The following is a 24,387-nucleotide window of genomic DNA, read 5'->3' as shown; positions in this document are numbered from 1 at the left end:
GCCGTGCGCGACGGGCGGCCAACCGCGTGTCACACGAGGAGGAGCCCATGAGCAGGTCGCAACGGGCCGCGCTGATGTTACTGCTGGTGCTCGCGCTGTTTTCCGTCACGTGCAGTATCGGGCCGGTCACCATCTCGCTGGATCAGCCGACGCCCACGCCGGCCGCAACGCCGGGCAGCCTGGCGGTGTCGCTGGCCAGCCCGACCGCCGCGCCGGCGCCGACGCAGACCCCGGCCCCGATCGAGCGCGCCGCTACGGCCACGCGACCGCCCACCGCCCCCCCCGCGGCCGCATCGCCCACGCCAACGCTCTGGTTTCCGCCGATTCCGCTGCCGACCCGCGCGCCGACGCCGGCGGGCAAGCCGCAATTCAGCACCATCGTGATGTGCGAAGACGTGACCGACGACGGCGCGCCGGTCAACCCCACGACGCGCTTCCAAGCCGACACTACCAAAGTCTGGGCGTATTTCACGTTCGCGAATATGCCGCAGGGGCAGGCCTGGGGCAGGCGCTGGACGCGCGATGGGCAGATCTATCTCGAGTCGTATGATGAAGCGTGGGACGAGGACGCCGATGGCTGGCTGGCCTATTCGCTGGAGGATGAAGATGGGTTGGCCGGCCGCTTTGTCTTGACGCTCTTTATTGGCGACCAGGCGGTGCAGGCCGCGAGTTTCGAGGTGGCGCCCCCGTCCGCGCCGCCCAAGGCCAAACAGCCGTCGTTCGGACCGATCAACTTCGGCCGCGACATCACCGACGACAACGATCTGCTGGGTGCGGCCACTGTGTTTGAACCGGGCACCAAGCGCGTGTATGCGACGTTCGTGTACTTCAACTTCACGCCGGGCGTGACCTGGTCGCGCGAGTGGCTGCGCGACGGCAAATCGATCGGGCGCAGCGACCTGAAATGGGAGGAGGCCGAGAACGGCGTCGACTACGCCTATCTGAACAGCAGCGACGGCTCGCTCTCGCCGGGCCGCTACACGTTCAATTTGTATCTGGGCGGCACACTGCAGCGCGGCGCGGAGTTCGAGGTGCTGGCGCCCAAAGCGCAGCCGACGGCCACGCCGCGCGGGCCCGCCCGGCCGGAGGAGGTCGTCGAACCCAGCCTGCTGCCGGCCTGGTACAAGGTCGCCGGCTCGCGGCAGGCGGTCGTGCGCGAGGTGGCGCAGACCGCGCTCAAGTTCCGCATCCCGATCCGGCTGGAGAACTTCTCCGGCACGGCCAACGGCTATTACGCGACCAGCTCCAAGTCGTGCAACACGCAGCCCGGGACGATTTCGATTCGCTCGACGTTCTTCCGCGATAACAGCGTGGAGGCTGTCGCGGCGACGATGGCGCACGAGATGACGCACGCCATGCGCCGGCTGGAGAACGGCGCGAAGTGCGGCTGCACCGTGCAGGACGAGTACTACGCCTATCTGGTGCTCATTTACACGCTGCAGGACCTCAACCGCAAAGACCTGATCCTGGAGCGTTACAGCCGCGCCTACGATTCGCGCGGCAAGTTCAGCCAGGGACTGCTCTGGCAGTGGATCAAGCAGAGTTACGATTGCCCGGAGTATTGAGGCGCGCGGCGGCAGTTGTCACCGCCCTATTCGACTGAGGCCGGAGCGCAACGTATGAAGCGCAATCATCGTCTGAACCAATTGATCGCGGGGATCGCCGTCGGCACGGCGCTGGTACCGGTGTACCGTTATTTGATTCGCCCATAGCACACCCGCTGGGGCGCGACAGACGCCGAAGTATCGCAGGCTCTGCCGGGCGACGAGCTCGTGCCCGCGCCGAAGCTGCGGGCGACGCACGCCATCACGATCGGCGCCCGCCCGTGCGAAGTCTGGCCGTGGCTGGTGCAGATGGGGCAGGGGCGCGGCGGCATGTATTCATACGATTGGCTGGAAAATGCGTTCGGCCTGAACTTTCACAGCGCCGATCGCGTCATGCCGGAACACCAGGGCATCACGGTTGGCGACGTGTTGCCGCTGGCGCCCAATGGCTTCGGCCCGCGCGTCGCCATCCTCGACCCCCAGCGCACGCTCGTTCTGCACGGCGACACGCGGATGCCCGGTGATGCGGACACACGGAAGGTGATGGACCTGAAGCCGGGCGATTATATGGCCGTGGTCTGGACGTTCGCGCTCAGTGAGCGTGGCGACGGTGCGACCCGTCTGGTCGAGCGCTTTATGCTGGACTACAATCCGAGCGCGGCGAACCGGGTGTTTTACGGCGCACTGCTGGAGCCGGGTAGCTTCATCATGGAACGCAAGATGCTGCTGGGCATCAAGGAGCGCGCCGAGCGGTTGGCGGGGGGCCAATAGCGGATTGAACGCGCCGTGCTCGTTGACGTACGCGTACGCGACAGCCCCGGTCGAGATCGGCTCGCCGGGGCTGTCGCTTGCTATGGGTATGCCGGAACCGGTCGGAGGGCAAGAAGCTGACCGCGACCCAACAGAGCGTCATTCCGGCGCGCTTTTGGCCGGAATCCACTCGAATGGAGTGACGTCAGAAATGCGAGCTTGCCGTTAGAGTGGATGCCGGCTAACCACACGCCGGCATGACGGGCTTGTGAATTCCGACAGTCAGTCGATACACCTGCTTGCCCAGTCGAATTTGACAGCCTGCGCGCGCGCGTTTATATTCTCTGTTGAATAGTCAATACGAACTATTCAACAAGGATTGAAATGGACAACACGCTGTTGGTGCTCGGCCTGCTCAAGTTGCAGGAGATGCACGGTTACCACCTCGGCGACTTGATCGACAAGCGGCTGAGCTACCTGACCGATCTCAAAAAGCCGACGCTCTATCATCTGCTGGCCAAGCTCGAAGTGACGGGCGACGTGGCGCAAAGCGTCTCCCGCGAGGGCCACCGGCCGGAGCGCCGCACCTACCGCCTGACGGCGCAGGGCGCAGGGCACTTCGCCGACCTGCTGCGCCGCAACCTGCAGGACGCGCCGGCCGCGTACTTCGTCGATGACATCGGCCTGCTCTTCCTGAGCGAACTGCCGGCCGCCGAGGCGCGCGCCTGCCTCGACCAGAAGCGCGCCGGCATCGCGCAGCGCATGACCGCCATGCAGGCGGCGCTGGAGCGCCACACGCCGGGTACGCCGGCGTATTTCACGCTCCAGCATCACGTCCTGCACCTGCGCGCCGAAAGCGCGTGGCTCGACGGCCTGCTGGAGCAACTCAAGAAGCGCGCGGTGCGCGAGGACATCCTGCGTTGCATTGACGACGAAGCAACGCCCGCGCCGCCGCGCCGCGCGGTGCGTTAGCTATCCTGCGCGCCCTCGTGCGCGCCAACCCATTTTGCTGCAAGGAGAACTTACCATGGGCATTATTCTGATGCTGCATTCACTCGTGCGGTTTGCGATCCTTGTGATCGCCGCCGTCGCCATTCTGAAGCTCGGCTACGGCTGGCTGGCCAAGCGCCCGTTCGACGGCATGGATCGCGGGCTTACGTCAGGCTTCAGCGGCCTGATGGATGCCCAGGCGCTGCTCGGCCTGATCGTGCTGATCGGGCTTGGTTTCACTCCGGTCCGTATTGAGCACGCGATCACTATGATCATCGCCGTGGTTGTCGCGCACCTGCCGATGCGCTGGAAGACCGCGCCCGATGCCATTCGCCAGCGCAACAACCTGTTGGCGATCGTGGCATCGCTGGTGCTGGTGATCGTTGGCCTGGTCATTGTTACATCGAGCAAGGGGATCTAGTTTCGTGACGGCGCAGACTGCCAGTACGCCGGCCGCCGGCGACAAGCTCGACCTCAATAAGATCCTGCCGATCTTCGTGATCGTGCTGATCGATCTGCTCGGCCTGACGATCATCATCCCGCTGATGCCGCTGTACGCGACCGCGTTCGGGGCCGACGCATTTACCATCGGCTTGCTGGGCGCCGCGTACCCGGTGATGCAGTTTATCGGCGCGCCGCTGCTCGGCCGCCTCTCCGACCGCTTCGGGCGCAAGCCGGTTCTGATCATCAGCCAGATCGGCACGTTCATCGGTTTCCTGATTCTCGGCTTGTCCAATGCGCTGTGGCTGCTGTTCCTGGCGCGTATCGTCGATGGCCTGTCGGGCGCCAACATTTCGACGGCGCAGGCGGCCATCACGGACAGCACGACAGAGCAGACGCGCACCCAGGGGCTCGGCCTGCTGGGCGCGGCGTTCGGGCTCGGCTTCATCATCGGACCGACCATCGCCTTTGTCTCGCTGGCCGCGACCGGCAACGACTACCGGGTGCCCGCGTTTGCCGCCGCGCTCTGCTCGCTGGCCTCGATCCTGCTGACCACGTTCTGGTTCACGGAGACGCACGGCCCGGAGAAGCGCACCAACGGCGCGGCGCGCGCCCCGTTCAGTTTCGGCGCGCTCGTCACGGCGCTGACGCACCCGGCGGTCGGGCTGCTGCTGATGCTGATCTTCGCTCAGCAGATCGCCTTTGGCGGGTTCGAGCAGTGGCTGGCGCTGTTTAACTTGAACCGGCTCGGGCTGAACGCGTCGGGCAATGCGGCCGTATTTGTCTTTGCCGGCGTGATCATCGTCGCGGTGCAGGGCGGCCTGGTCGGCCGGTGGAGCCGGCGCTATGGCGACCGGCGGCTGATCTTCGCCGGGCTGCTGCTGCTCGCGTTCGGGCTGGCGCTGACGGCGCTGACGCCAGCCCAGCCGCCGCCGTGGTACTCGCGCGCCGAGGTGCTGCACGAACTGGACAGCACGCGCAGCCTGCCGGGCCAGGCGCCCCATGCGGTGCCGGTCGAACTGCCGGCCGACGGCAGCAACGGCTGGCTTGGGATCGGCTGGCTGCTGCTGTCCATGGTGCCCGCCGCGATCGGCGGCGGCATCCTGCAACCGGCGATCAACAGTCTGATCACCAAGCGGATCGAGCCGGGCGAAATTGGCGGCACGCTCGGCGTCAGCGCCTCGCTGCTCAGCGCGGCGAACGCGCTGGCGCCGGTCATCGGCGGCGCGCTGTACCAACTGGGCGGTATGAGCATGCCGTTCTGGGTATGGTCGGCGACGCTGGCGCTGCTATTCGTCGCGGCGCTGTCGCTACTGAAACCTGGCCGCGAAGAACAGGCGCCTGCCGGGCTGGCGCGCGGCGGCGGATCGCATTAACTGCCGCGCTAGCCTTTGTCGCAGGCCGTGGTAAACTGATGAGCGCCGCGCGTGGAAGATGCGCGGCGCTCATCGTTTATCTGGAGATATGATTTGTGATAGGATTGCTCGCCCCGCCGCCTCGTCTGCCGCGCGCGCGCATGGCGCGGCTGATGACCTTTCAAATCGGGTCGGCAATGGCCGACATTCTGGTTGCCAGCATCTGGAACCGTGTGATGATCGTCGAACTCGGCGTGCCGGCCTGGCCGGTTGGCCTGCTGATCGCGTTTCGCTATCTGCTGGCGCCGCTGAGTCTGTACGCCGGCTTCCGCTCCGACACGCGGCCGCTGCTCGGCTATCGCCGCACGGCGTATATCTGGCTGGGCCGCTTGCTGGTCTGGCTTTCGTTTCCGCTGCTGCCGTGGACGCTGGCGCGCTTCGCCACCGACCGCGGCGACCCGCTCGGCTGGCTGGCCGCCTTCGCCGGATTCCTCATGTATGGTGTCGGCACGCTGTTCTCCGGCAGCCCGCTGCTGGCGCTGGTGCGCGATGCCGTGCCGCCCGCCCGCCAGGGGCTGGCGGTCAGCCTGATGGAGACGGCGCTGATCATCTGCTTTCCGATCGTCGCGATTGCGTTTTCGATCGCGTTGCGCGCCTACTCGCTGGAAGCGTTCTGGCAGTTGGTGCTCGTGACGATGGCGGTCAGCGGTTTCTTCTGGATCTTCTCGGTGGCAGGCGTTGAACGGCGTGGAGAGGCGGAGACGGCGCCCGCCGCCGATTTGCCATTCATGCCGGTCGTCCGCGCCATCTGGCAGGACCGGCGCGCGCGCGGCTTCTTCGCCTTTCTGTCGCTGGCGACACTCTCGGCCTGGGCGCAGGACGCGATCCTGGAGCCGTTCGGCGCGGAGGTGTTTCGCGCGGGGCTGGGCGAAACGACGCGCTACTCCGCGTACTGGCAGGGCGCCACCGTGGTCACACTGCTGGCGACCGCGTGGCTGGGCCGGCGGCGTTATCCCGAGCAGCAGACGCGCATCGCGCAGGGCGGCATTGCGGTCATGGCGGCCGGCATGGCGCTGATGGCGGTGGCGGCGCTCGGCGCAGAGGCGCGATTGTTCCAGTTGTCGCTGGTCATCTTCGGCGGCGGCTTCGGCGTATACACCTTTGGCGGCCTCAATCTCATGACCGCGATGACGAGCGACGCGCAGGCGGGCGCATACCTGGGCCTCTGGACGATCGCGATCCTGCTTTCGCGCGGCGTCGGCATTGGGCTCGGCGGCCTGCTGCGCGACGTGCTCAAGGCGCTGGTGGGTGCGCCGGCCCCCGCGTACGGCGCGATCTTCGCGCTGGAAGCGCTCGGCCTGGCGCTGGCCCTGCTGGCGCTCGCGCGGGTGGACGTGCCTGGCTTTGCGCGTGAGCATGGCCGCGGCGGCCCGCGCGAGGTACCGCTGGCGGCGGAGTTGTAGCATGTCCCGTTGCGTGGCGTTTCTACGCGGCATCCACTCCCGCTCCAGTTGCCGCATAAGGATGTCGAATTGATTGCGGTACGCATCGCGGACGCGCTCAGCATCGGCCACGCGTACAAGGACCACTACGGCTTTCCCAACGCCTTCATCGAGAAGCAGTTCGGCGTGCCGGCCACCACGCGCAACTGGAAGACGATAATCAAATTGCTGGCCTGACGCTTTCTTGACGCTGTGTGTACCGTCAGTTAATATCAGCAGAAGCACAACCAAGAGGGAATCAGCCATGCGCAAATACGAGAGCACGTACGACCCGGCCAGCGACACGATCGAGGCCGTCATCGAAACGATCGATGAAGGCCTTGAGCGCCTGCCGTCCTACATGGATCTCTACTACAAATGGGAGCGCCAGCAGTGGGCGGTGCAGGACCTCGACTTTACGACCGACCGCCAGGAGTGGCTGGCCGAGACACGCGACCTGGTGCGCCAGAGCCGCATGGGCGGCTACACCGGCTTCTTCGCAGGCGAGATCGCCGTGGCCGACACGCTGGCGCCATATATCGCGGCGATGCCGCGCCTCGACCAGCGCATCTTTCTGACCACGCAGGTGGTGGACGAAGCGCGCCACGTGGCGTTCTTCGACCGCTGGTACACCGACGTGCTTGGCGAGCAGCGCCAGGTGATCGGCGACCAGATGGCGAGGGCATCGGAGATGCTCGGCTCGTACTACAACGACGTGTTCTTCAGGCTCCTGCCCGACATCTCGACCGGCCTGCGCAAACACCCGGAAGACATCGGGTTGCTGGTCGACGGCGTCGTGCTGTACCACATCATCATCGAAGGCGCGATGGCGATGGCCGGGCAGACGAGCATGCTCCAGTTGTACAAGCAGATCGGCATCTTCCCCGGCTTCCAGCTTGGCTTCACGAGCGTGGCGCGCGACGAATCGCGGCACGTGCTGTTCGGCGTGAAGTTCCTGTACGACATGGTGCAGTCCGACAACAAGTACGCCTACCGGATTGTGGACTTTATCAACGGGCTCCTGCAGGGGTTGTACGATTTTGGCCGCCCGGCGCCCGAGTTTATGCCGATGCGCCTCAAGTCCGGGCAGGACATTGACTGGACGCCGAAGTTCTACGCTAACGCGCTGCGCCGCAAACTGCGCGCCATCGGCATCCAGGCGAGCATCCCCGACCCGAAGCCGACGCCGATTCCGCCGGACGTATTGGCGATGGTGGCCGCGTCGCAGAACTGATCAGACAGGCCGCGGAACGCATAAGCGTGTCGCGGCAGAAGAAGCTCATGCCCCGTACCGTGCATCACCTGCGCGCCAGCACCGCCGACCCGGCGGCGCGCGTGATCAACAACCTGCCCGGCCGCTTCCCGACCGAGGACTGGCACACGCATTACTGGGACGCGAGCGCGACCGGCGAACTGCGCGACCGGCACTGCGTGATCCAGTTGCCGCGCGGCAGCGGCGCGCCGCTGCCCGAAGTGGCGATCGGCGCGGACGGCGTCATCAAGCGCGTGCGGCGCTGGGGCGTGACGATCTCGTCCCGGCTGTTTGACGGCGTCGAGTTTGACCCGCAAGCGTACCTGACGCACGACAGCGCGCGCTACCGGGGCGACGATGAAGAACTGGTGGACGTGGTGATGCGCGCGGCGAACTTCGACCTGCCGGGCGATTTCGTGCTCTCCAGCGACGAGCACCCGTTCCTGCTGTTCGATCCGTCGGGCCTGCTGAAGGGCAGCTATACGAAGGGGCACGCCTATCTCGGCGCGCTGGCGTTCTTCGTGTCCGGCGGCACCAACACCGCAACGTTCAACACCATGCGGCACCTGGACCGCGAGCTGTACGACCGCGCCGTGCAGACGATGCTGGCCGAATTGCGCAAGCAGTAACCGCTTGCTGCGCCGGAAAAGAAACCACCACACAGACACAGAGGCACAGAGAAAAGCTGCTTGCTTTCTTTGTGCCTCTGTGTCTGTGTGGTGAATGGTTCTCTTACCGCACCTCGACCGTCCCCGTTGTAAACAGCGTCTCGCCGTCCGGCAAGCGCAGGCGCTTGCCCGTTATTGGATCGTACAGCCCCACGCGCAGTTCGTAGCGGCCGGGCGCCACTGTCTCGGGCACGCGGATGACGTGCTCGTCGCGCAGAACCTTGCCATCCGCAATCTGCGATGTCGGCGTCTCCCCCTGCGTGACCGGATCGCCGGGGTGCTGCTTGTCGCTGCCGGCCACGGCGCGCCCGTCCGGCGCGATGAGTTGTGCAATCACCTTGTAGTCCACGGCGAGCGGCTGCGCGGGCCGCCAGTAGAAGCGCGCCTGCAATTCCGCGCCGCGCGCCACCACGCCCTCATCCTGTGCGCTGCCCATCAACTCCAACTGCCCGCCGAACGAGGCGGCCACGACGCTGCGCGGTGTGGCGCGCAGGCCGCCGTTCGCGTCGATAGCAGCCTTCGCGCCAAGCGCAAGCACGATCAGCGCGGCCCACAGCGCGAACCTGCGTGCGTTGCCCGCATCCCCGGCGTCGTCGACGTTCGCGCGACTTGCTCCGAACGGCCAACGCCACGCGGCCAGCGCCAGCATGAACACGCCGGCCAGGCTGATCAGCGTGGCGGCCGTGCGTACCGGCGAATCGGCGAAGCGGGTCGTGAGCGTGTGCCTTCCGGCGGGCGCGTCAATGGCGAACGTGCCGTCCGCTGCGACGGTCACGGGCACCTCGCGTCCGTCAATCGCCGCCTGCCAATCCGGGAAGTAGAACGTGCGGAAGCGGACACGCACCGGTGACGGCAGTTCCACCGTGACGTCTTCGCCGCGCGGCGACCAGCGATCGGCCGTGATCAGCGCGGCCGGCAGGTCGAGTTTCGTGCGGCCAAGCGGTGCGGGCAGGTCGGCTGGCAGCGCCTGCACGCTCTTTGGCAGGTACTCGTCGAGCGTCGTCAACCCGCGCGCGCCGGTACTGCTTTCGTACTGCATAACGTTCTCGGCGGTCGGCGCGCCCAGGTGCAGGGTGCCGCGCGGCGCCGTGGTGTACGGCATCACACTCGCGATCGCCAGGCCGGCGATGGCCAGCGCGGTCCATGCCTGCGCGCGCGGCGGCACGAGCGAGACCGCATAGCCGCCGAGCGCCGCCAGCGCGAGTGTGGCCAATCCCATGAACCGCCACGGGTATTCGGCCAGCGGCAAGATCGGGACGGCATCCCAGATGAACGACGACGCGCCCAGTTGCAGGAAGATCGCGACGGCGGCGAGCGCTATCAAAAACAGTGCGTGCGCCCGATCGCGCCGCCGGCCGATGACGACCAGCGCACCGGCGGCACCGGCGATGACCTGGGGCCAGCCGATCGCCAGCGGCACGTCGGCATTGGCCTCGCCAAAATCAAGCGGCGCCGGCAGCGCGAGCAGGCGCGGCGCGGTGAGGAACCGTTGGTGAAAATCGCTGGCCGCGGCGAACTCGGCGGCGCTCGCACCGGTCAATGGCGCTTCGACCAGGGCGGGCATCCAGAAGAACGCGCTCACGGCCAGCGCCAGGGCGCCTGTGCCGAGCGCCGCCAGCCATGCCGTCCGCCCGGCGCGCGTGACGAGCAACTGCACGAGCACATAGAGCGCGGCGATCGGCGTGAAGATGGCGGCATGGAACAGGTGGCTCAGCCAGAGCGCGGCCAGCGATGCGACCGCCGCGACCGCATAGCGCCGCGCCTGCGTGCGCAGCAGGCCGTCGAATGCCCACAGGACGAATGGGAAGAGCGCCATCGCGAGGAACTGCGGGTAGTTACCGCCGGTGACGAGCGCCTCGCGCATACGGAACGGCGCGTAGACATAGAGCGCGGCCGCCGCCAGTGCGCCGGCTGCGCCGACCCGGGGCCGCATGAAGAGAAACATACCGGCGCTGTACAGTTCCAAAGTCAGGATCACCGTCAGCGCCAGTGCCGCATCCATCGCAATGCCCGCCAGCACGAATGTCTCGATCACATAAGCGAGCAGTGGCGGCGCGAAGTTGTACAACGGGTAACCAAACCCGAGGTAGAGATCGGCGCCCCAGCGCGGCACGAGTACCCCGGCGCGTATCGCGTGGTCGAAGCCCACCTGCCGCAACAAGTGGATCACGCCGTCAGCGGTGTTCGGGATGCCGTTCCACGGCAGCAGCGGCAGCACGCTGACGGCAGGCAGGATCAGCGCGGCGAGCAAGCCGAAGTCGAGCTTGCGGGTCACGGCGCTACCGCCACTCAAAGCTGGTCAGGATCACGGCGTCGTTCGGGAAGCGCTGGCCGTCCGGCGCGAACGCCGGCACGCGCGCGCCGCTCTGTGGATCGTACAAGCCGACCAGGATCCGATACGGACCGGGCGGCATGTTGTCCGGCAAGGCGACTACGTGCTCGTCGGTGATGTATTCGCCCGGCAGCCACGCCGTCGTCGGCAGCGCGCCGCCGGCGGGCGGGCTGTCGTGCTGCGCGAGCGGCGTCGTCGCGCCGGCGGGCACAATATGCACGAATACCTTGTACGCCGCGGGCGTCTCGCTCGTCGCCAGCCAGTACAGGCGCGCCGTGGCGGTCTTGCGCTGCGGATCGAGCGCGAGGTCGTGGCCTGCGATGCGCGCGACATCGCCGAAGCGCAGGTCGTTGCGCGCCTGCATCGCCGGCGGCGTCATCTGGCGCGGCCGCGCTGTGACCGTGATCTCGCGCAGCACAAACTGGTTGTCGCCACCGCTGTGCGGCACGCGCGACTGGTTGCGCTCGTCGAACCAGCCGATCGCCACCCGGTACGTTCCGGCCGGCAGGTTGGCCGGCAACTGCAAGTCGCGCTGCTCGCGGTACAGGTCGCCGCGCTGCCAGGCGGTGGTCGGTATGCGCGGCGGCGTTTCGCTCACGGCGTACGGCTTGCCATCCGGCCCCTGCATCTGCGCGAACAGCACACGGCCCGGCAGGCTGCTATCGGTCGCCTGCCAAAACAGGTCGAGGTGCAGGGTTTCGCCGCCCCGCCATGCGCCATCGCGCAGCGTCAGGCCGAGCAGGCGCATCCCCGGCCAGCCAACGGTGAGCGGCGTCTGAATCGGCAGCGCGGCGATGGACGGCGGCACGGCCGGCCGTGAGACGCGCAGGGTCAGCACATCGCGCTCCGGGCGCAGCGACTGGAGCGATTGCGCATCGTAGATGCCGAGGCTGATGCGGTATGCGCCCGGCGGCGTGCCGGCTGGCACGAGAAAGCCGGCCGCGCTGCGGAAGCGGCGGATTGCGCCCGATGTTTCCATGCTGTCGAATTCGCGGTCTTGCGCCGCCCACACGACGCCGGCTTCGTCTTTCAGCCGCAGGCTGATGCGCGGCGTGCGTGCCGGCTCGTCGAAATCGAGCGTCATCTGAAGTGGCACGATGCCCCAGCCGGCCTCCCATGCGGACGTGGCCCGGTCAGTGCCGACCGTGATGGCCGGCGTGCCTGATGCCTCGAACGTCAGTGCGGGCGCTATCGGCGCGTAGAACAGCAGGCGCGTGTCGCCGTACCATTTCGATTCAACGCTCAATGCGCCCGCCTTCAGGTGGTTCTCCATCTCGGTCTCGAGCACGCGTCCCAGCGACTGATAGGCCGGCACCCAGATGCGCCGGTGTGCATCGAGTGCTTCGTCGATTTGCGCGCGCACCTCGGCGCCCCAGGCCGGCGAGGCGGCCGGCTGCAGATCGACCGCGGACGTCAGGTAGGCGCGCAGGAAGCCGACCTGCCACGGGTGCACGGCGATGACGCGGTCACCGGGCCGCGAGAGCGCGTCCATGCGTTCGGCCAGCGGCCGGTAGTCCTGCTCCGGGTAGCGCGGCACGTTGTAGAACGATGCCAGCGACAGGGCGGACGCGGCGAGCATTACCGCGCCGGTCAGCACGGTGCCGGCCAGCGCCGCCCAACTGCGCAGAGCCCACGCGCGCGCGATGAAGGCGGTCAGCCCGCGCGCGGCCAGCATGAGGAACGGCGGCGACGCGAGCAGCAGCAGCCGCTCCATGCGCGGCGGCGCGAACGGGAAGCCCATCTGGACCAAATACGCCGCGACGAATGGCACGAGCAGGTACAGCGTGAGGAACAGCGCCGGACGCGGGGACTGGCTGCCGCCGCGCGGCGTCCGCGCCGCCGCGATGCCCCAGAGCGCCAGCGCCGCGAACACGACGGCGATCCAGCCGAGCCAGGCCGTGTCCGGCGTAAGGTGCCCTGCGGCGAACGCGATCAGGTGGCGAGCGGCGTAATCCCAGGGCGGCAGCACGGCGTACTGCTCGATGCCGACCTTGTCGCCGACGTAGGCGGCCAGTTTCGAGCTGGCGTAAACCACCCAGGGCAGATAGAGCAGGCCGGCGAAGGCGAACGCGCCGAGCGCGGACGGCCTGCGCCACACGCGCCCGCGCACCTGCCACAGCCAGTAGATGCCGTGAAACAGCGGAATGAACGCGCCGTAGTACTCGGCATACATCGCGGCGGCAGTTACCACCGCATAGGCGATCCACATGCGCCGCGCCGGGCGGCCGGAGTGCCCGTGCAGGGCGCGCCAGAACAGCCCCGACGAGGCAAGCCCCAGCGCGGTCACCAGGCCGTACATGCGGACTTCCTGCGCGTAAAAGATCTGTAGCGGGGAGAGCGCCGTCATGACCAGCGCCAGCCGCGCGGACAGGTCGCCCAGCAGGCCGCGCGCCAGCGGGTACACCAGCGCGACGAGCAGCACGCCGGTCAGCACCGACAGCAGACGCAGCGCGAACTCGCCGTGGTCCGCGAGTGCGATCCAGCCGTGGAGCAGCGCATAGTAAAGCGGCGGGTGAATGTCCAGTGCGGTGCGCTCCAGCATCTTCGGGAGGCTGGAGACGCCAAACCAGACGCTCCAGCCCTCGTCGAACCAGAGCGGTTGGAACGTCAGTTGCGCCAGGCGCAAGCCGAATGCGACCAGCAACACCAAGATCAGGCTGCGATGACGCCAGCGGGTGCGCATAATGGTGATTCTAGCACGAACCAGTCAAATCCCAACTCCCGAATTTCAAATCCCAAACTCCAAATCCCAACTCCCAACGGCTGACGCGCAGTCGCAATGCCGTCGGCGATGCCACAAGATCGTCATGCCGGCACGTAGTTGGCCGGCATCCACTGCTGCCATGCCCGGCGTCACGCCTCATTGAGTGGATTCCGGCCAGAATCGCGCCGGAATGACGGTCTGGCTTTCCGTGCGATCCCTACATTTTTGCGGTATTACCCCTCCCCAAGACCAAACCCCAAGGCGCCAGTGATGTGCGCTACAATGGGGGACATGGACATGCGTTTCTGGAGCGGGCTTTGCGCGCTGGCGTGCGTGCTGTCGGCATGTGCGCCGGTGACGGTCACGCCGCCCGCGCCGCGCCCGCCGGTCATCGTGCCGGTCACGGCTGAGCCGGCGGCATCGTCCATGCCGGACGCGAGCGGCTATCTGCCCGAACATGCTCGTTCCGCGCTCACGGTCGCCGCCGATACCACCGGCGACGGCAGCCTCGACTGGCTGATGCTCTACACCGATGCGGCGAGCGGCGCGGGGCGCGGCATGGTCATTCGCCGCCAGGCAGGCGTCGGCACGGCGTATCTGCTCGGACAGACGCAGCCCATCACGCTCTTTCGCGAACGCGTGATCTCGCAGCGGGTGCAGGACATCAATGGCGACGGCCGGCCGGAGATCGTCGTCGAGGGCGCGCTCGGCGGCGGCCAAACCGTCGTGAACGTCTTTCGCTGGAACGGCGCGCACTACGATAGCCTGCTGTCGCTGACCGGGCCGGAGGGCGTCGCGATCGATGACCCGCAGCGCAACGGTGTGCTCGACTTCACGGCGGTGCAGACGCTGTTCCGCCGCTCCGCCATCATCCGCGCCACGCACGCCGAATGGTCCGGCGACGCGTACCGCATAACCGGCGACGTGCTGTTCCTGTTCGGGACGCCCACGTCGCTCGACCAGCCGGAGGCGGTCGTGCTCGGCTACTACACCGACTGGGCGCGCCGCCAGCCCGATGCAATGCGTTCGCTGATGAGCCCAGATCTCGCGGCGCAGGCGGGCGAATCGCTCAGTGCGCTGGTGCGTGATGCCGAGAGCGTGCGCGTGGCCGAGCTTAGAGTCGAGGAGCAGACGGCCGACAGCGCGCAGGTGGCGGCCGATCTGTGGATTCAGCGGAGCGGCACCGCAGCCGAGACCGCCGAGCAGCAGGTCTGGCGATTAACGCGCACCGCGAACGGGATGTGGCAACTGGCGGCGCGGGTGCGGTAGGGGTGGTTTGGTAGGGGCGAAGCATCGGCGGTCATCGCCATAGCGTAACGAAGTTTTGTTACCGCCGATGCTTCGCCCCTACATTGACGACCGCCGTTCTTTCCACTCGTTCAGCACGATGCGGTGCGTGCGGAACGCGATCGCGTCGGCAGCGGGCAGCTCCGACGGCGCGAAATAGTGCGCCTCTTTGGCGTCGTCGCCCGCGCTGAGCGTGCCGCCGGTGGCGTGCGCGCGATAGAGAATCAGGATGCCGTTGCCGCGCGCCGGATCGAGGTATGAGTGCAGGCCCATCAACTCGTCCAACTCAACATGCAGCCCCGTCTCCTCGAACGCCTCGCGCACGGCCGCCGCCTCCGGCGCTTCGTCGTGCTCGATGAAGCCGCTCGGCAGGCACCACAGGTCCATGCCGGGGTTCACGCCGCGCCGGATTAGCAGGACGCGCCCCGTGTCCTCGATGAACACGCCGGCGCCGACCTTGGGGTCACGGAAGAAGATGAATCCGCAGGTGCGGCACGTCATGCGGTCACGGCCAAAGCGCTGCTGCACTGACAGGCGTGCGCCGCCGCAGCGCGGGCAGTAGCGTGTGGTCATGAAGCCGTGCGTGTGGCTGGCGGCCCAGTCGGCGAGCGCGGCGACGTGCAGGTCCGGCGCAATGGGTGCCGGCAGCGCATCCCACTCGAAGAACTCGATTCCCGCGCGCGGTTCGCCGTCGTCGAGGCTGGCCATGAAGGCGATCAGCAGACCGTCCGGCCCGCTGTACACGCCGGCCAGCCGATCGATCGCCGCCGGCACGCCGGTGATGGCGATCAGCGCCTGTAGCGCCACGCTTTCTGGCGATGCGCCGGTCGGCACCGGCGCTGCCGGCAACTGCCAGCCATCGCTGCTGGATGCCAGCGCGACGCACTTGTCACGCTGGCCGAGCGCCGCCGCGAATACCAGATTGTTCATGGACAGGATCACGCCTTCTGCGCGTGTACGATGATCGACATGCCGACCGGCAGGTTCGTGCGCGCCAGCAGCCCGGCCTCGACCCGATAGACCAGTCCCATCAGGGCGTTGAGCCAGCCGGGCGCGGCCGACACATCGGAGCCATGCTCGTCGCCGGTCCGCCGGCGCAGCAGCCGCCAGGGCGCGGCGAGCGGGAAGATCAGCATGTTGGCATAGGACAGCCGGCGCACGCTGAAGCCGGCTGCCGACAGTTTCTCGCGCATCTCGCCGGTCGTATAGCGCCGCGCGCCCTGCACCGCATCGTCGTGTGCGCCGCGCAGGAACTTGAGCGCCGAGTCGGTGGCGATGAAGCGCCCGCCCGGCTTCAGCACGCGCGCGATCTCGATCAGCGCGGCCTGATCGTCGTCGACACGGCGATGGTACAGCACGTCGAACGCCGTCACCAGATCGAACATGCCCGAGGCGAACGGCAGTTCGGGCAGCGCGGCGCGCTCCAGCGCGGCCAGCCCGCGCCGGGCCGCAAAGCCGGTAGCCAGTTCGCTGGCATCGGCGCCGGTCAGCCAGCCAAACTCGCGCAGCAGCGAGAACATGCCGCCCGTGCCGCACCCGACGTCGAGTATGCGCCGCCCGGCTTGCGGCGACAATCCTTCGAGCATAACGCGCACCAGCCGGCGTTTGCCGGCAAACCACCAGTGCGTGTCTTCCACGCGGAACATCTTCTCGTATTCGTCGGGATGCATGAGGTGGGGACTCGAAGTGCGCGGGAGCGACACAACGGGCGGGGGCCGAGGGCCCCCGCCCAGAGGATTATTCGGCCTGGGATTTGCGGCCCTGGCTCTGGATTTCGCGGACCGCGTGCGAGATGAATTCGATGTCGGCCGGCGTGAGCGTGGAGGCCGACGGCAGGTACATGCCGCGCTCGCACAGCATCTCGGCCACCGGGAACGACTCCGCGCCGTGCGCGCGGAAGTAGATCGGCTGCAGGTGGATCGGGATGAAGAAGGTGCGCGTCTCGATGCCGCGCTGGGCCAGCGCGTTGCGCAGCGCGTCGCGCGTCATGCCGAACTCCGCCGGCTGTACGACCATGCCGTACATCCAGTAGACGTTCTTGGCCCACGGTTTCTGGACCGGCAGTGCCAGCCCCGGCACGCTCGACAGCAGCTCGCTGTACATCTCGGCGTTCTTGCGCCGGCACTCGACGAGGAACTCGAAGCGCTCGGTCTGCGCCAGGCCGATCGCCGCCTGCATGTTGGTCATGCGGAAGTTGAAGCCGAGATACTTGTGCCAGAAGTGGCGCTCGTGGCTGAAGGCGTGGTCGCGCATGTTGCGCGCGATGCGCGCGATGTCCGGGTTGTTGGTCGTCAGCATGCCGCCTTCGCCGGTGGTGATAATCTTGTTGGCGTAGAACGAATAGGTGGCCACGTCGCCCAGGCCGCCGACCGGCTGGCCCTTGTACTCCGCGCCGTGCGACTCGGCGGCGTCGGAGAGCACGAACAGGTTGTGCTGCTTCGCCAGGTCGAGCACCGGGTCCATGTCCACCGGGTGCCCGTAGGTGTGCATCGGCATGATCGCCTTGGTGCGCGGCGTGATCTTGGTTCGCAACTGCCTGACGTCCATGTTGCCGGTCTCCGGCTCCGCGTCGATGAAGACCGGCGTGGCGCCGACGTAGCGCACGGCGTTGGCGCTGGCGATCATCGTGAAGGTCGGGACGATCACCTCGTCGCCGGGGCCGACGCCGAGCGTGGCCAGCGCCAGGTGCAGAGCGGTGGTGCCGTTGTTGCAGGCAACGCCGTACCTGGCGCCGACTTTCTGGGCGAACAACTGCTCGAAGTCGGTGATGTACTTGCCCGCCGACGAGATCCAGTTCGTGCGGACCGTGTGCAGCAGATATTTTTCTTCGTTGCCGTCGAGCCGCGGCTCGCAGACCGGGATGATGCGGCCGGCGCTCTCGCGCTCGTCCGACGGGATCGGGCGCACGGTCACGACGAGGTGCGGGTCTTCGCCCGGCAGAATGTTGGCGCGCTCGCCCAGTTCATCCATGCTTACGTCCATCGCCTCGGCGAGCACGCCTCTGGGCGTGGCCGCGGCCACGCCGCCGAGCACGGGCATCTCGTCGCGGGGCGCCGGCGCCTTCGTCGCGGGGACGGCCGGTTTCCTGGCGGCCGCTTTCTTTTTAGCGACCGGCTTTGGCGCGGGCTTGGTCTTGCGGGTCGTCGTCGGTTTCTTGCTGGGCATGAGTTTCTCCCCTGAGTATCGGTCAGCGTCCGAAATAAGCGGCGGCGCGCATCAGGCGCGCTGCACGGTCAGCCGCAGAATCGTCACTACATACTTCCAGCCGCGCCGGATGAAGCCCCAGAAGCTGGGCGCGGTCTTGCTCTCGCCGGTCGCGCGTGGCTTGCAGACATAGCCGACTTCCACAATCTGGAAGCCGAGCCGTTTGGCGCGCGCCAGGAAGTCGATGCAGTACTCGCCGTAGTCGCCGGACAGCCGCACGCGCTCCAGCACGCTCTTGCGCGCCGCGACGAAGCCGGTCGTGTAGTCGCGCACGCCGCGCCCGAGCAGCAGTTGCGCCCAGAAATTGATAACCGCGCTGAACGCGATCGGCATCCAGTCGCCGCGCGCGTCCTGCCCGCCGGGGGCGTACCGCGAGCCGATGGCGACGTCGGCGCCGCGCTCGAGCTCGGCCAGCAGCAGCGGCATCGTCGCGGGCGGCATCGAGAAGTCGCAGTCCATCCAGAATACCACGTCGCCGCGCGCCTCATCGATGCCGCGCTGGATCGCGCTGGTCAGCCCGCGCTCCGTGGTGCGGCGCACCAGCCGGATGCGCGGCTCCGCCTCCGACAGCGCCTGCACGATCTGCCAGGTGCCGTCCGGCGAGTTGTCGTCCACGACGATGATCTCGGGATCCGGGAGCGCGGCGCGGATGGCCGCAATCAGATCGGCGATATTGCCCTTTTCGTTGTAGGTCGGCAGCGCGACGGAAGCACTCAACATGGCTCTAGCCATTCTATCAGAGTTTGGCACATTGCCGGAAATACGCGGATATCGCGGGCACATTTCAGGTTTGGACAGAATGACAACGCGAGATGGCCAGCCACACCCGGCGTCACTCCCGCGAAAGCGGGAGTCCAGCATGAGACCTCTGGATGCCCGCTTTCGCGGGCATGGCGAACGGGTCACGCGTCGCGTCGGGCGCACGGTGCGCGCCCGACTTCTTTCGTGCCTTTCGTGCGCTTTCGCGCCTTTCGTGTTCCAAAGCGTTCGTGTTCCAAGTCCCCTCGCATTGTATAATCACCCTGATGAAACCTGCTTCCGGCCCGCGCCTGTTCGCCCTGCTCCAGTCCGATTTTGCTGTGCTGGCCCTGCTGGCCGTGCCGGCCATCCAGCCGCTGGTGCTCAACGGCGGCCTGCCCAACACCGCCGATGGCGCGCTGCACCTGTTCCGCACGTTTGAACTGGCGCGCGCCTGGGCCGACGGTGTGCTGTACCCCCGCATCGCGCCGGACTTCGCCTACGGCTACGGCTATCCGATCTTCAATTACTACGCGCCGCTGTTCTACTTCCTGAGCCAGGCTTTCCATGTCGTTGGCATCAATCTGGAATGGGCGGTCAAGCTCGCCATCGTCCTCACGTTCTACGCCTATCCGGTCGGCATGTATCTCTGGGTGCGCGATATGTTCGGCGCGTTCAGCGACGGGCGTTTCCGGCGCGAGGCGGCGCTGGCCGCGGGCGTGGCGTACCTGTACGCGCCGTACCGCTTCTACGAGGCGTTCATCCAGGGCGACTACCCGCAGTTCCTCGCGCTGGCGCTCGTGCCGTTCTGCCTGTGGGCGGCGACGCCGTCCGCGCCGCGCCGCGCGCGCCCGGTGGCGTTCGTGCTGGCGTACGGCGCGCTCGTCGTCGCGCACAACATCACCGCACTGATCGCGACGCCGCTGATCGGCGTGTATATGCTGTTCGTGCTGGCGCGTGGGGCTTCCCGGTCCGCTGCGCTGGGCGACCGCCTGCGCTATGCGCTCACGATGGCGGGCGCGGTGGCGCTGGCGGTCGGTCTGACGGCGTTCTTCTGGTGGCCCGCGCTCGGCGAGCAACAGTACGTGCGGATCGAAAAGCTGACGCATGGCTTCTTCGACTTTCGCAACTACTTCCTGTCACTGAATGACCTGCTCGCGCCGAACACGCCGCCGGATATCGCCGGCGTCAACCCGTACATCCCGTTCAACCTGGGGCCGGTCGCGCTGGTACTGTCGGCGCTGGTCGTGCTGCTCGCCGCCGTGCGCGCGCTCGCGGCGCGGGTGCGCGGCCGCCACGCCGGCGCGCCGTTTGCCCTGCTGACGTTCTGCGTCGGCGCGACGCTCGCGCTGGCGGCGATGACGCTGCCGCTCTCGACGCCGCTCTGGTCGAGCGTGCCGCTGCTGCCGCTGACCGAGTTTCCGTGGCGCTTCGTCGGGCTGGCCGCCGTGCCGCTGGCCGCGCTCGTCGGGCTGGCGCTGCGCGAACTGCGCGTGGCGCTGGACCGGCGCTGGTTCCGCTGGGGCCCAAGCGCCACGGCGGTCGTCGCCGCTCTGCTGATTCTGGACTGCTTCGTCTACCTGTTCCCGCGCACGCCGTTCATCCCGTACGGCGAGCCGTCGCTCTCCGACCTGACGAAGTTCGAACTCGGCACGCAGGCGATCGGCACCACGAGCGCGGGCGAGTATCTGCCGATCTGGACAGCCGGGCGCATGTATGACTCGCCGCTGACGCCGCAGATGCTGCGCGACTCCGGCCCCGATCACCTGCAGCGCGAGGCGCTGCCGGTCACTGTGCTAATTGATACCCTGGCCGACAACACGGCGCGCCTGGCCTATCACGTCAACAGCAAAGGCGACCTGCCGCTGCGCATCCAGCGCATCTACTTCCCCGGCTGGCGCGCCACGATCGACGGCAAGCCGGCGCCGCTGCAGTTAATCACGCCGAACGGCGTGATGCAGGTGCTGATGCCGGAAGGCGAGCACACGGTCGAGTTTGCGTTCGGCGATACGCCGCTGCGGCAAACGGCGAACTTTGTGTCGCTGGCGTCACTCGTCATTGGCTTCGCCGGCATGATCTGGCTACGCCGCCGGTATGGGGCGGGCATCCCCGCGCACGCCGCGCCGATCGAGCCCGCGCCGCTGTCGTACCGCCGCCCGCTCGTCACCGTCGCGCTGCTGCTGGCCGGTTTCTGGTTTGTCGCGCCGGGTCTCGGCTACGTGCGCTACTCGCGTCTGCCGGATGTGACCGGCATGCAGCACCCGAGCGGAACGCCGTTCGGCGAGGAATTGCGCCTGCTCGGCTACGATCTCTCGGCGTCGTCGGTCACGGCGGGCAATGCGCTGGCGCTGACGTTCTACTGGCAGCCGCTGCGCAACATCGAGCGCGACTACGCGGTGTTCGCGCATCTCGACAACCCGCTGACGCTGGAGACGGTGGCGCAGACGTGGAACGAGCGCCCCGGCAACATCTCGACGCTCGAACTGCCGCTCTCCATGTACGTGCGCGACCCGCACGTGATGAACGTGCCGGCCGATGTCGCGCCGGGGTTGTACCTGCTGCGTGTCGGCATGCTCAACCCGCGCAGCGGGCAGGCGTTGACCGTGGCCGGCGCGGACGGCGTGCGCCGCACGCGCCTGCTGCTGCAGCCGGTGCGGGTGCGCGCCGCCGCGCCGCCCGACCTGTCGGCCGTGACGCGCGCGGACGCGCGCTTCGGCGGCATCGAACTGGTTGGCTATACGCTCGACCCGTCCGGCGTGCTTGTGCTTTACTGGCGCGCCGCGCAGACGCCGGACGCCGACGCGACGGTGTTTGTGCACCTGCTCGGCGCGGACGGCAAACCGGCTGCGACGTTCGACGGCCCGCCGGCCGGCGGCCTGCTGCCGACGAGCGCGTGGGAGCCGGGCGAGGTTGTCGCGGATCGCCGCGTGCTGAAGGCGGGCGCGGACGGCCCGTTCCGCATCGCCGTCGGCCTGTACGACCCGCAGAGCACGCGCCGCTATCCGGCGCAGGGCGCGGACGGCGCGCCGCTGTCCGATGACCAGTTCGTGCTCGACCGCACGCTGGCCGGCGCGCCATGAAGCGAACGCTGCTCGCGCTAGGCTTGTATCTGCTGCTGGCGCTCGCCGCGACGCACCCGCTCTGGCAGAACCTGAGCGGCGCAGTGCCGGGCGACGTGGGCGACCCGGTGCTGAATGCCTACCTGCTTGGCTGGGACACGCGCGCGCTGGTCAACGATCCTGCGCACCTCTTCGACGCCGGCATCTTCTATCCCCTGCATGGCACGCTGGCGTATTCCGAAAACCTGATCGGCAGCGCGTTGCTCGCCCTGCCCGTGGCGGTGCTGTCCGGCGAACCGGCCGTCGCGTACAACGTCGTCTTCCTGTCCGGCTTCGCGTTGTCCGGGTTCGGCATGTACCTGCTGATGCTCTCGCTCACGCGCAACCGAGTTGCCGCGTTCGCGGCCGGCGTGGCGTTCGCGTTTGCGCCGTACCGCATGGCCTCGCTGCCGCATATCCAACTGGTGACGTTACAGTGGCTGCCGCTGGCGCTGCTGGCGCTGCGGCGTGTCATTCGCGGCAACGGAGCTTTCCGCTCCGTCGCGCTAGGCGGTCGCCGGCATGCGGCCGGCGACCAGCGTAGCGCAATCGTTTTGCTCGTCGTCTGCGCGTGGTGGCAGATCGCAACCTCACTACACGGCGGGTTGTTCATGGCGCTGGCGCTGGGGGTGGTCGCAGTGCTGCATCTCGACCGCTGGCGGGTGTGGCTCTCGCCGCAACTGATCACCGATGGGGCCGTGCTCGCGCTGGCGGTTCTGCCACTGGCAGTGCCATACCTTAACGTGCTGCCGGAACTGCGCGCCGCCCGCCCGCCCGATGCCGCCGAGGCTTTTCTGGCGCAGCCGGTCGATTGGCTGACGCCGTATCCAGGCAACCGCCTGTACGGCGGTCTGGTTCCAACGTCGCCCCGGCGCGACGGGTTCAGCGAAGAGGTTTTCCTGTTCATGGGCGTGGCCGTGCCCGTGCTGGCGCTCGCGGGCTTGGCGTTTCGGCGCAGCGCGGCCGGGCGCTGGCCGCTGAGCATGTTCATGCTGCTGGCGTTATCGCTGGCGCTGGCGAGCAGTGCGTGGCTGGGGGGCGCGGTGCCGCTGGCGAGCGTGATGCGTGTGCCGGCTCGCTGGGGCATGCTGACGGTGTTCGCGCTGGCAGGGTTGGCCGGATTTGGCGTGGCGGGCATACTGGAATGGGCACGCGTGCAGTGTGCCTCTACACATGCGGCGTCAGCCCCCTCTCCTGCGACGCCGGTTCTGCGTCGCGGGGGAGGGTTGGGGAGGGGGCGACTTCAGGTTGGCACAACACTTGGTGCAGTTGTCGCGTGCCTGCTAATTGTGGCCGTGGCCGCCGACGGCTACTCCGCGCCCATCCTGATCGAGCGCATCGGGCGCTTGAGCGACCAGAACGCCGTGTATGGCGCGCTGGCAACCCAGCCGGGGCCGGGCGCGGTGATCGAGTTGCCGCTCTATGTCGCGCCCGACGCCGAATACCCGGAGGGCAAGCGGATGTTCGCATCACTCGTGCACGGGCGGCCGCTCGTCAACGGCTACTCTGGCTTAACGCCGGCGCGCCAGACTGAACTGGCCGGCGCGCTGAAAGGGTTCCCCGACGATGCGTCGCTGTCGGCGCTGCGCGCGCTCGGCGGGCAGGGCGTGCGCTGGCTGGTCGTGCACTCCGGCGAGCCCGGCCTCCCCCGGCGCGACTGGGTGCAGACCAACCGCGCCCGTGCGCAGGCATCGGGGCTACTTCGCTTCGTGCAGTCTTTCAATGACAACGACCTGTTCGAAATTGTGCGGTAATTGATTTGCTCGGTTCCAAAACCTGTTGGTGTACTACGGTCTGGCGGGCCGCATATTGCAGGGTACGGGCACAACGCCGTTCACTCGCGCGCAGCATCTCTGTAGCAATTGCAGACCCTTCGCTCCGCATCATCCTGTGCCCGCCTCGAAGCGCGGGGCACAGGATCGCCGGCATCCCCTCTAACCGGACGCTCCCCCGTCCAGTGGATTCCGGCCAGAATTATGTGGGAATGACGGGTTGGTGGAACGCAGCCGGTTTCTTGCGCTCCGACAATTTTCCGTCATTCCTGGGCCAAAAGTACTACATACCTTTACTGCAAGATAACCCCTGACGTTGGTGCGCCAGGGCAGATGCGTGCCGTTGCGCTTTCCCCGGTTTCGACCCCTGCTTAACATCCGCGACACACGTGCGCCGCGCGGCGCCTGAAACAACTTGCGTGAGCAACGCGCGCACAGCAACCCTTGCACGCGATTCTCCTACTCTTTCGCGGCGCGCGACCGCAATGGGTCAGCACCTATCGCACAACGAGGTGAAGATGACCAAAGTACTACGGTTTTAAGGGCCTTTTGTGACCGTAGTCCTATGGTTTGCAATGGCGAAACGCATACACTGGAAGACAGATGAGATTGATTCGCAAATGATGTTCTCAGGGAGTCTTCCAATGAAACGTTTCGCCACCTTCGCTATCGTCGCTATCGCGCTCCTCAGCGCGCTCGGCTTCGGCGCGGCCCAGGCCGCTCCGGCCACCCGGCTGACCGAGGAGTACGACGGCCCCGCCATCTCGTCCG

Annotated in this window: 17 protein-coding genes and 1 pseudogene; 12 read left to right on the top strand and 6 right to left on the bottom strand. The window is 67.5% G+C overall.

Annotated elements, in window-relative coordinates:
* Positions 1–47: 47 nt before the first annotated feature.
* The 9 genes and pseudogenes from HZB53_01550 (at position 48) to HZB53_01510 (ending at position 8,442) form a co-directional block, all read left to right on the top strand.
* The gene (locus tag HZB53_01550) at positions 48–1,565 is read left to right on the top strand and encodes a hypothetical protein (protein MBI5876307.1); all 1,518 of its coding nucleotides are present in this window, start codon (positions 48–50) and stop codon (positions 1,563–1,565) included.
* Between the two features lie 54 nt (positions 1,566–1,619).
* Positions 1,620–2,315, top strand: a pseudogene (locus HZB53_01545) (hypothetical protein).
* 363 nt (positions 2,316–2,678) lie between these two features.
* The gene (locus tag HZB53_01540) at positions 2,679–3,266 is read left to right on the top strand and encodes a helix-turn-helix transcriptional regulator (GenBank protein MBI5876306.1); all 588 of its coding nucleotides are present in this window, start codon (positions 2,679–2,681) and stop codon (positions 3,264–3,266) included.
* A gap of 55 nt (positions 3,267–3,321) precedes the next feature.
* Positions 3,322–3,705: a hypothetical protein gene (locus HZB53_01535; GenBank protein MBI5876305.1), complete on the top strand. Its 384-nt coding sequence runs from the start codon at positions 3,322–3,324 to the stop codon at positions 3,703–3,705.
* A gap of 4 nt (positions 3,706–3,709) precedes the next feature.
* Positions 3,710–5,101 (top strand): MFS transporter, encoded by a 1,392-nt coding sequence (locus tag HZB53_01530; protein ID MBI5876304.1) that lies wholly within the window; start codon positions 3,710–3,712, stop codon positions 5,099–5,101.
* 95 nt (positions 5,102–5,196) lie between these two features.
* Positions 5,197–6,543, top strand: coding sequence for a BCD family MFS transporter (locus tag HZB53_01525; protein MBI5876303.1), 1,347 nt, complete (start codon positions 5,197–5,199; stop codon positions 6,541–6,543).
* A gap of 69 nt (positions 6,544–6,612) precedes the next feature.
* Positions 6,613–6,759, top strand: a complete 147-nt coding sequence (locus HZB53_01520; protein MBI5876302.1) for a hypothetical protein — start codon at positions 6,613–6,615, stop codon at positions 6,757–6,759.
* A gap of 67 nt (positions 6,760–6,826) precedes the next feature.
* Complete coding sequence (locus HZB53_01515; GenBank protein MBI5876301.1) at positions 6,827–7,795, top strand: hypothetical protein; 969 nt, start codon at positions 6,827–6,829, stop codon at positions 7,793–7,795.
* 47 nt (positions 7,796–7,842) lie between these two features.
* Complete coding sequence (locus tag HZB53_01510; GenBank protein ID MBI5876300.1) at positions 7,843–8,442, top strand: hypothetical protein; 600 nt, start codon at positions 7,843–7,845, stop codon at positions 8,440–8,442.
* A gap of 103 nt (positions 8,443–8,545) precedes the next feature.
* Here the strand turns inward: HZB53_01510 and HZB53_01505 are convergent, their stop codons facing one another.
* Both HZB53_01505 and HZB53_01500 read right to left on the bottom strand, forming a co-directional pair.
* On the bottom strand, positions 8,546–10,756 hold the full coding sequence (locus HZB53_01505) for a hypothetical protein (protein MBI5876299.1): 2,211 nt from the start codon (positions 10,754–10,756) through the stop codon (positions 8,546–8,548).
* Between the two features lie 4 nt (positions 10,757–10,760).
* Complete coding sequence (locus HZB53_01500) at positions 10,761–13,496, bottom strand: glycosyltransferase family 39 protein (GenBank protein ID MBI5876298.1); 2,736 nt, start codon at positions 13,494–13,496, stop codon at positions 10,761–10,763.
* 312 nt (positions 13,497–13,808) lie between these two features.
* Between HZB53_01500 and HZB53_01495 the strand changes: the two genes are divergently transcribed.
* Positions 13,809–14,786 carry a hypothetical protein gene (locus HZB53_01495; GenBank protein ID MBI5876297.1) on the top strand — a complete coding sequence of 326 codons (978 nt, stop codon included), beginning with the start codon at positions 13,809–13,811 and terminating at the stop codon, positions 14,784–14,786.
* Between the two features lie 78 nt (positions 14,787–14,864).
* Here the strand turns inward: HZB53_01495 and HZB53_01490 are convergent, their stop codons facing one another.
* The 4 genes from HZB53_01490 to HZB53_01475 form a co-directional block, all read right to left on the bottom strand.
* Positions 14,865–15,734 carry an NUDIX domain-containing protein gene (locus HZB53_01490; protein ID MBI5876296.1) on the bottom strand — a complete coding sequence of 290 codons (870 nt, stop codon included), beginning with the start codon at positions 15,732–15,734 and terminating at the stop codon, positions 14,865–14,867.
* Between the two features lie 8 nt (positions 15,735–15,742).
* Positions 15,743–16,474, bottom strand: coding sequence for a class I SAM-dependent methyltransferase (locus HZB53_01485; GenBank protein ID MBI5876295.1), 732 nt, complete (start codon positions 16,472–16,474; stop codon positions 15,743–15,745).
* A 67-nt stretch (positions 16,475–16,541) separates the two neighbouring features.
* On the bottom strand, positions 16,542–17,774 hold the full coding sequence (locus HZB53_01480) for a DegT/DnrJ/EryC1/StrS family aminotransferase (protein ID MBI5876294.1): 1,233 nt from the start codon (positions 17,772–17,774) through the stop codon (positions 16,542–16,544).
* Positions 17,775–18,020: 246 nt separating this feature from the next.
* Positions 18,021–18,740 carry a polyprenol monophosphomannose synthase gene (locus HZB53_01475; GenBank protein MBI5876293.1) on the bottom strand — a complete coding sequence of 240 codons (720 nt, stop codon included), beginning with the start codon at positions 18,738–18,740 and terminating at the stop codon, positions 18,021–18,023.
* Between the two features lie 293 nt (positions 18,741–19,033).
* Here HZB53_01475 and HZB53_01470 point away from each other — a divergent pair, with 293 nt between their 5' ends.
* On the top strand, positions 19,034–21,826 hold the full coding sequence (locus tag HZB53_01470) for a hypothetical protein (protein ID MBI5876292.1): 2,793 nt from the start codon (positions 19,034–19,036) through the stop codon (positions 21,824–21,826).
* A complete protein-coding gene (locus HZB53_01465) occupies positions 21,823–23,598 on the top strand; it encodes a hypothetical protein (GenBank protein ID MBI5876291.1) in 1,776 nt (591 codons plus the stop codon). The genes HZB53_01470 and HZB53_01465 overlap by 4 nt, the downstream gene beginning before the upstream one ends.
* Positions 23,599–24,387 lie beyond the last annotated feature (789 nt).

Source organism: Chloroflexota bacterium (assembly GCA_016235055.1).
Lineage (GTDB): Bacteria > Chloroflexota > Anaerolineae > JACRMK01 > JACRMK01 > JACRMK01.
Note: the sequence above shows the minus strand (reverse complement) of the source record. Positions and strands in the feature narration are given on the sequence as shown.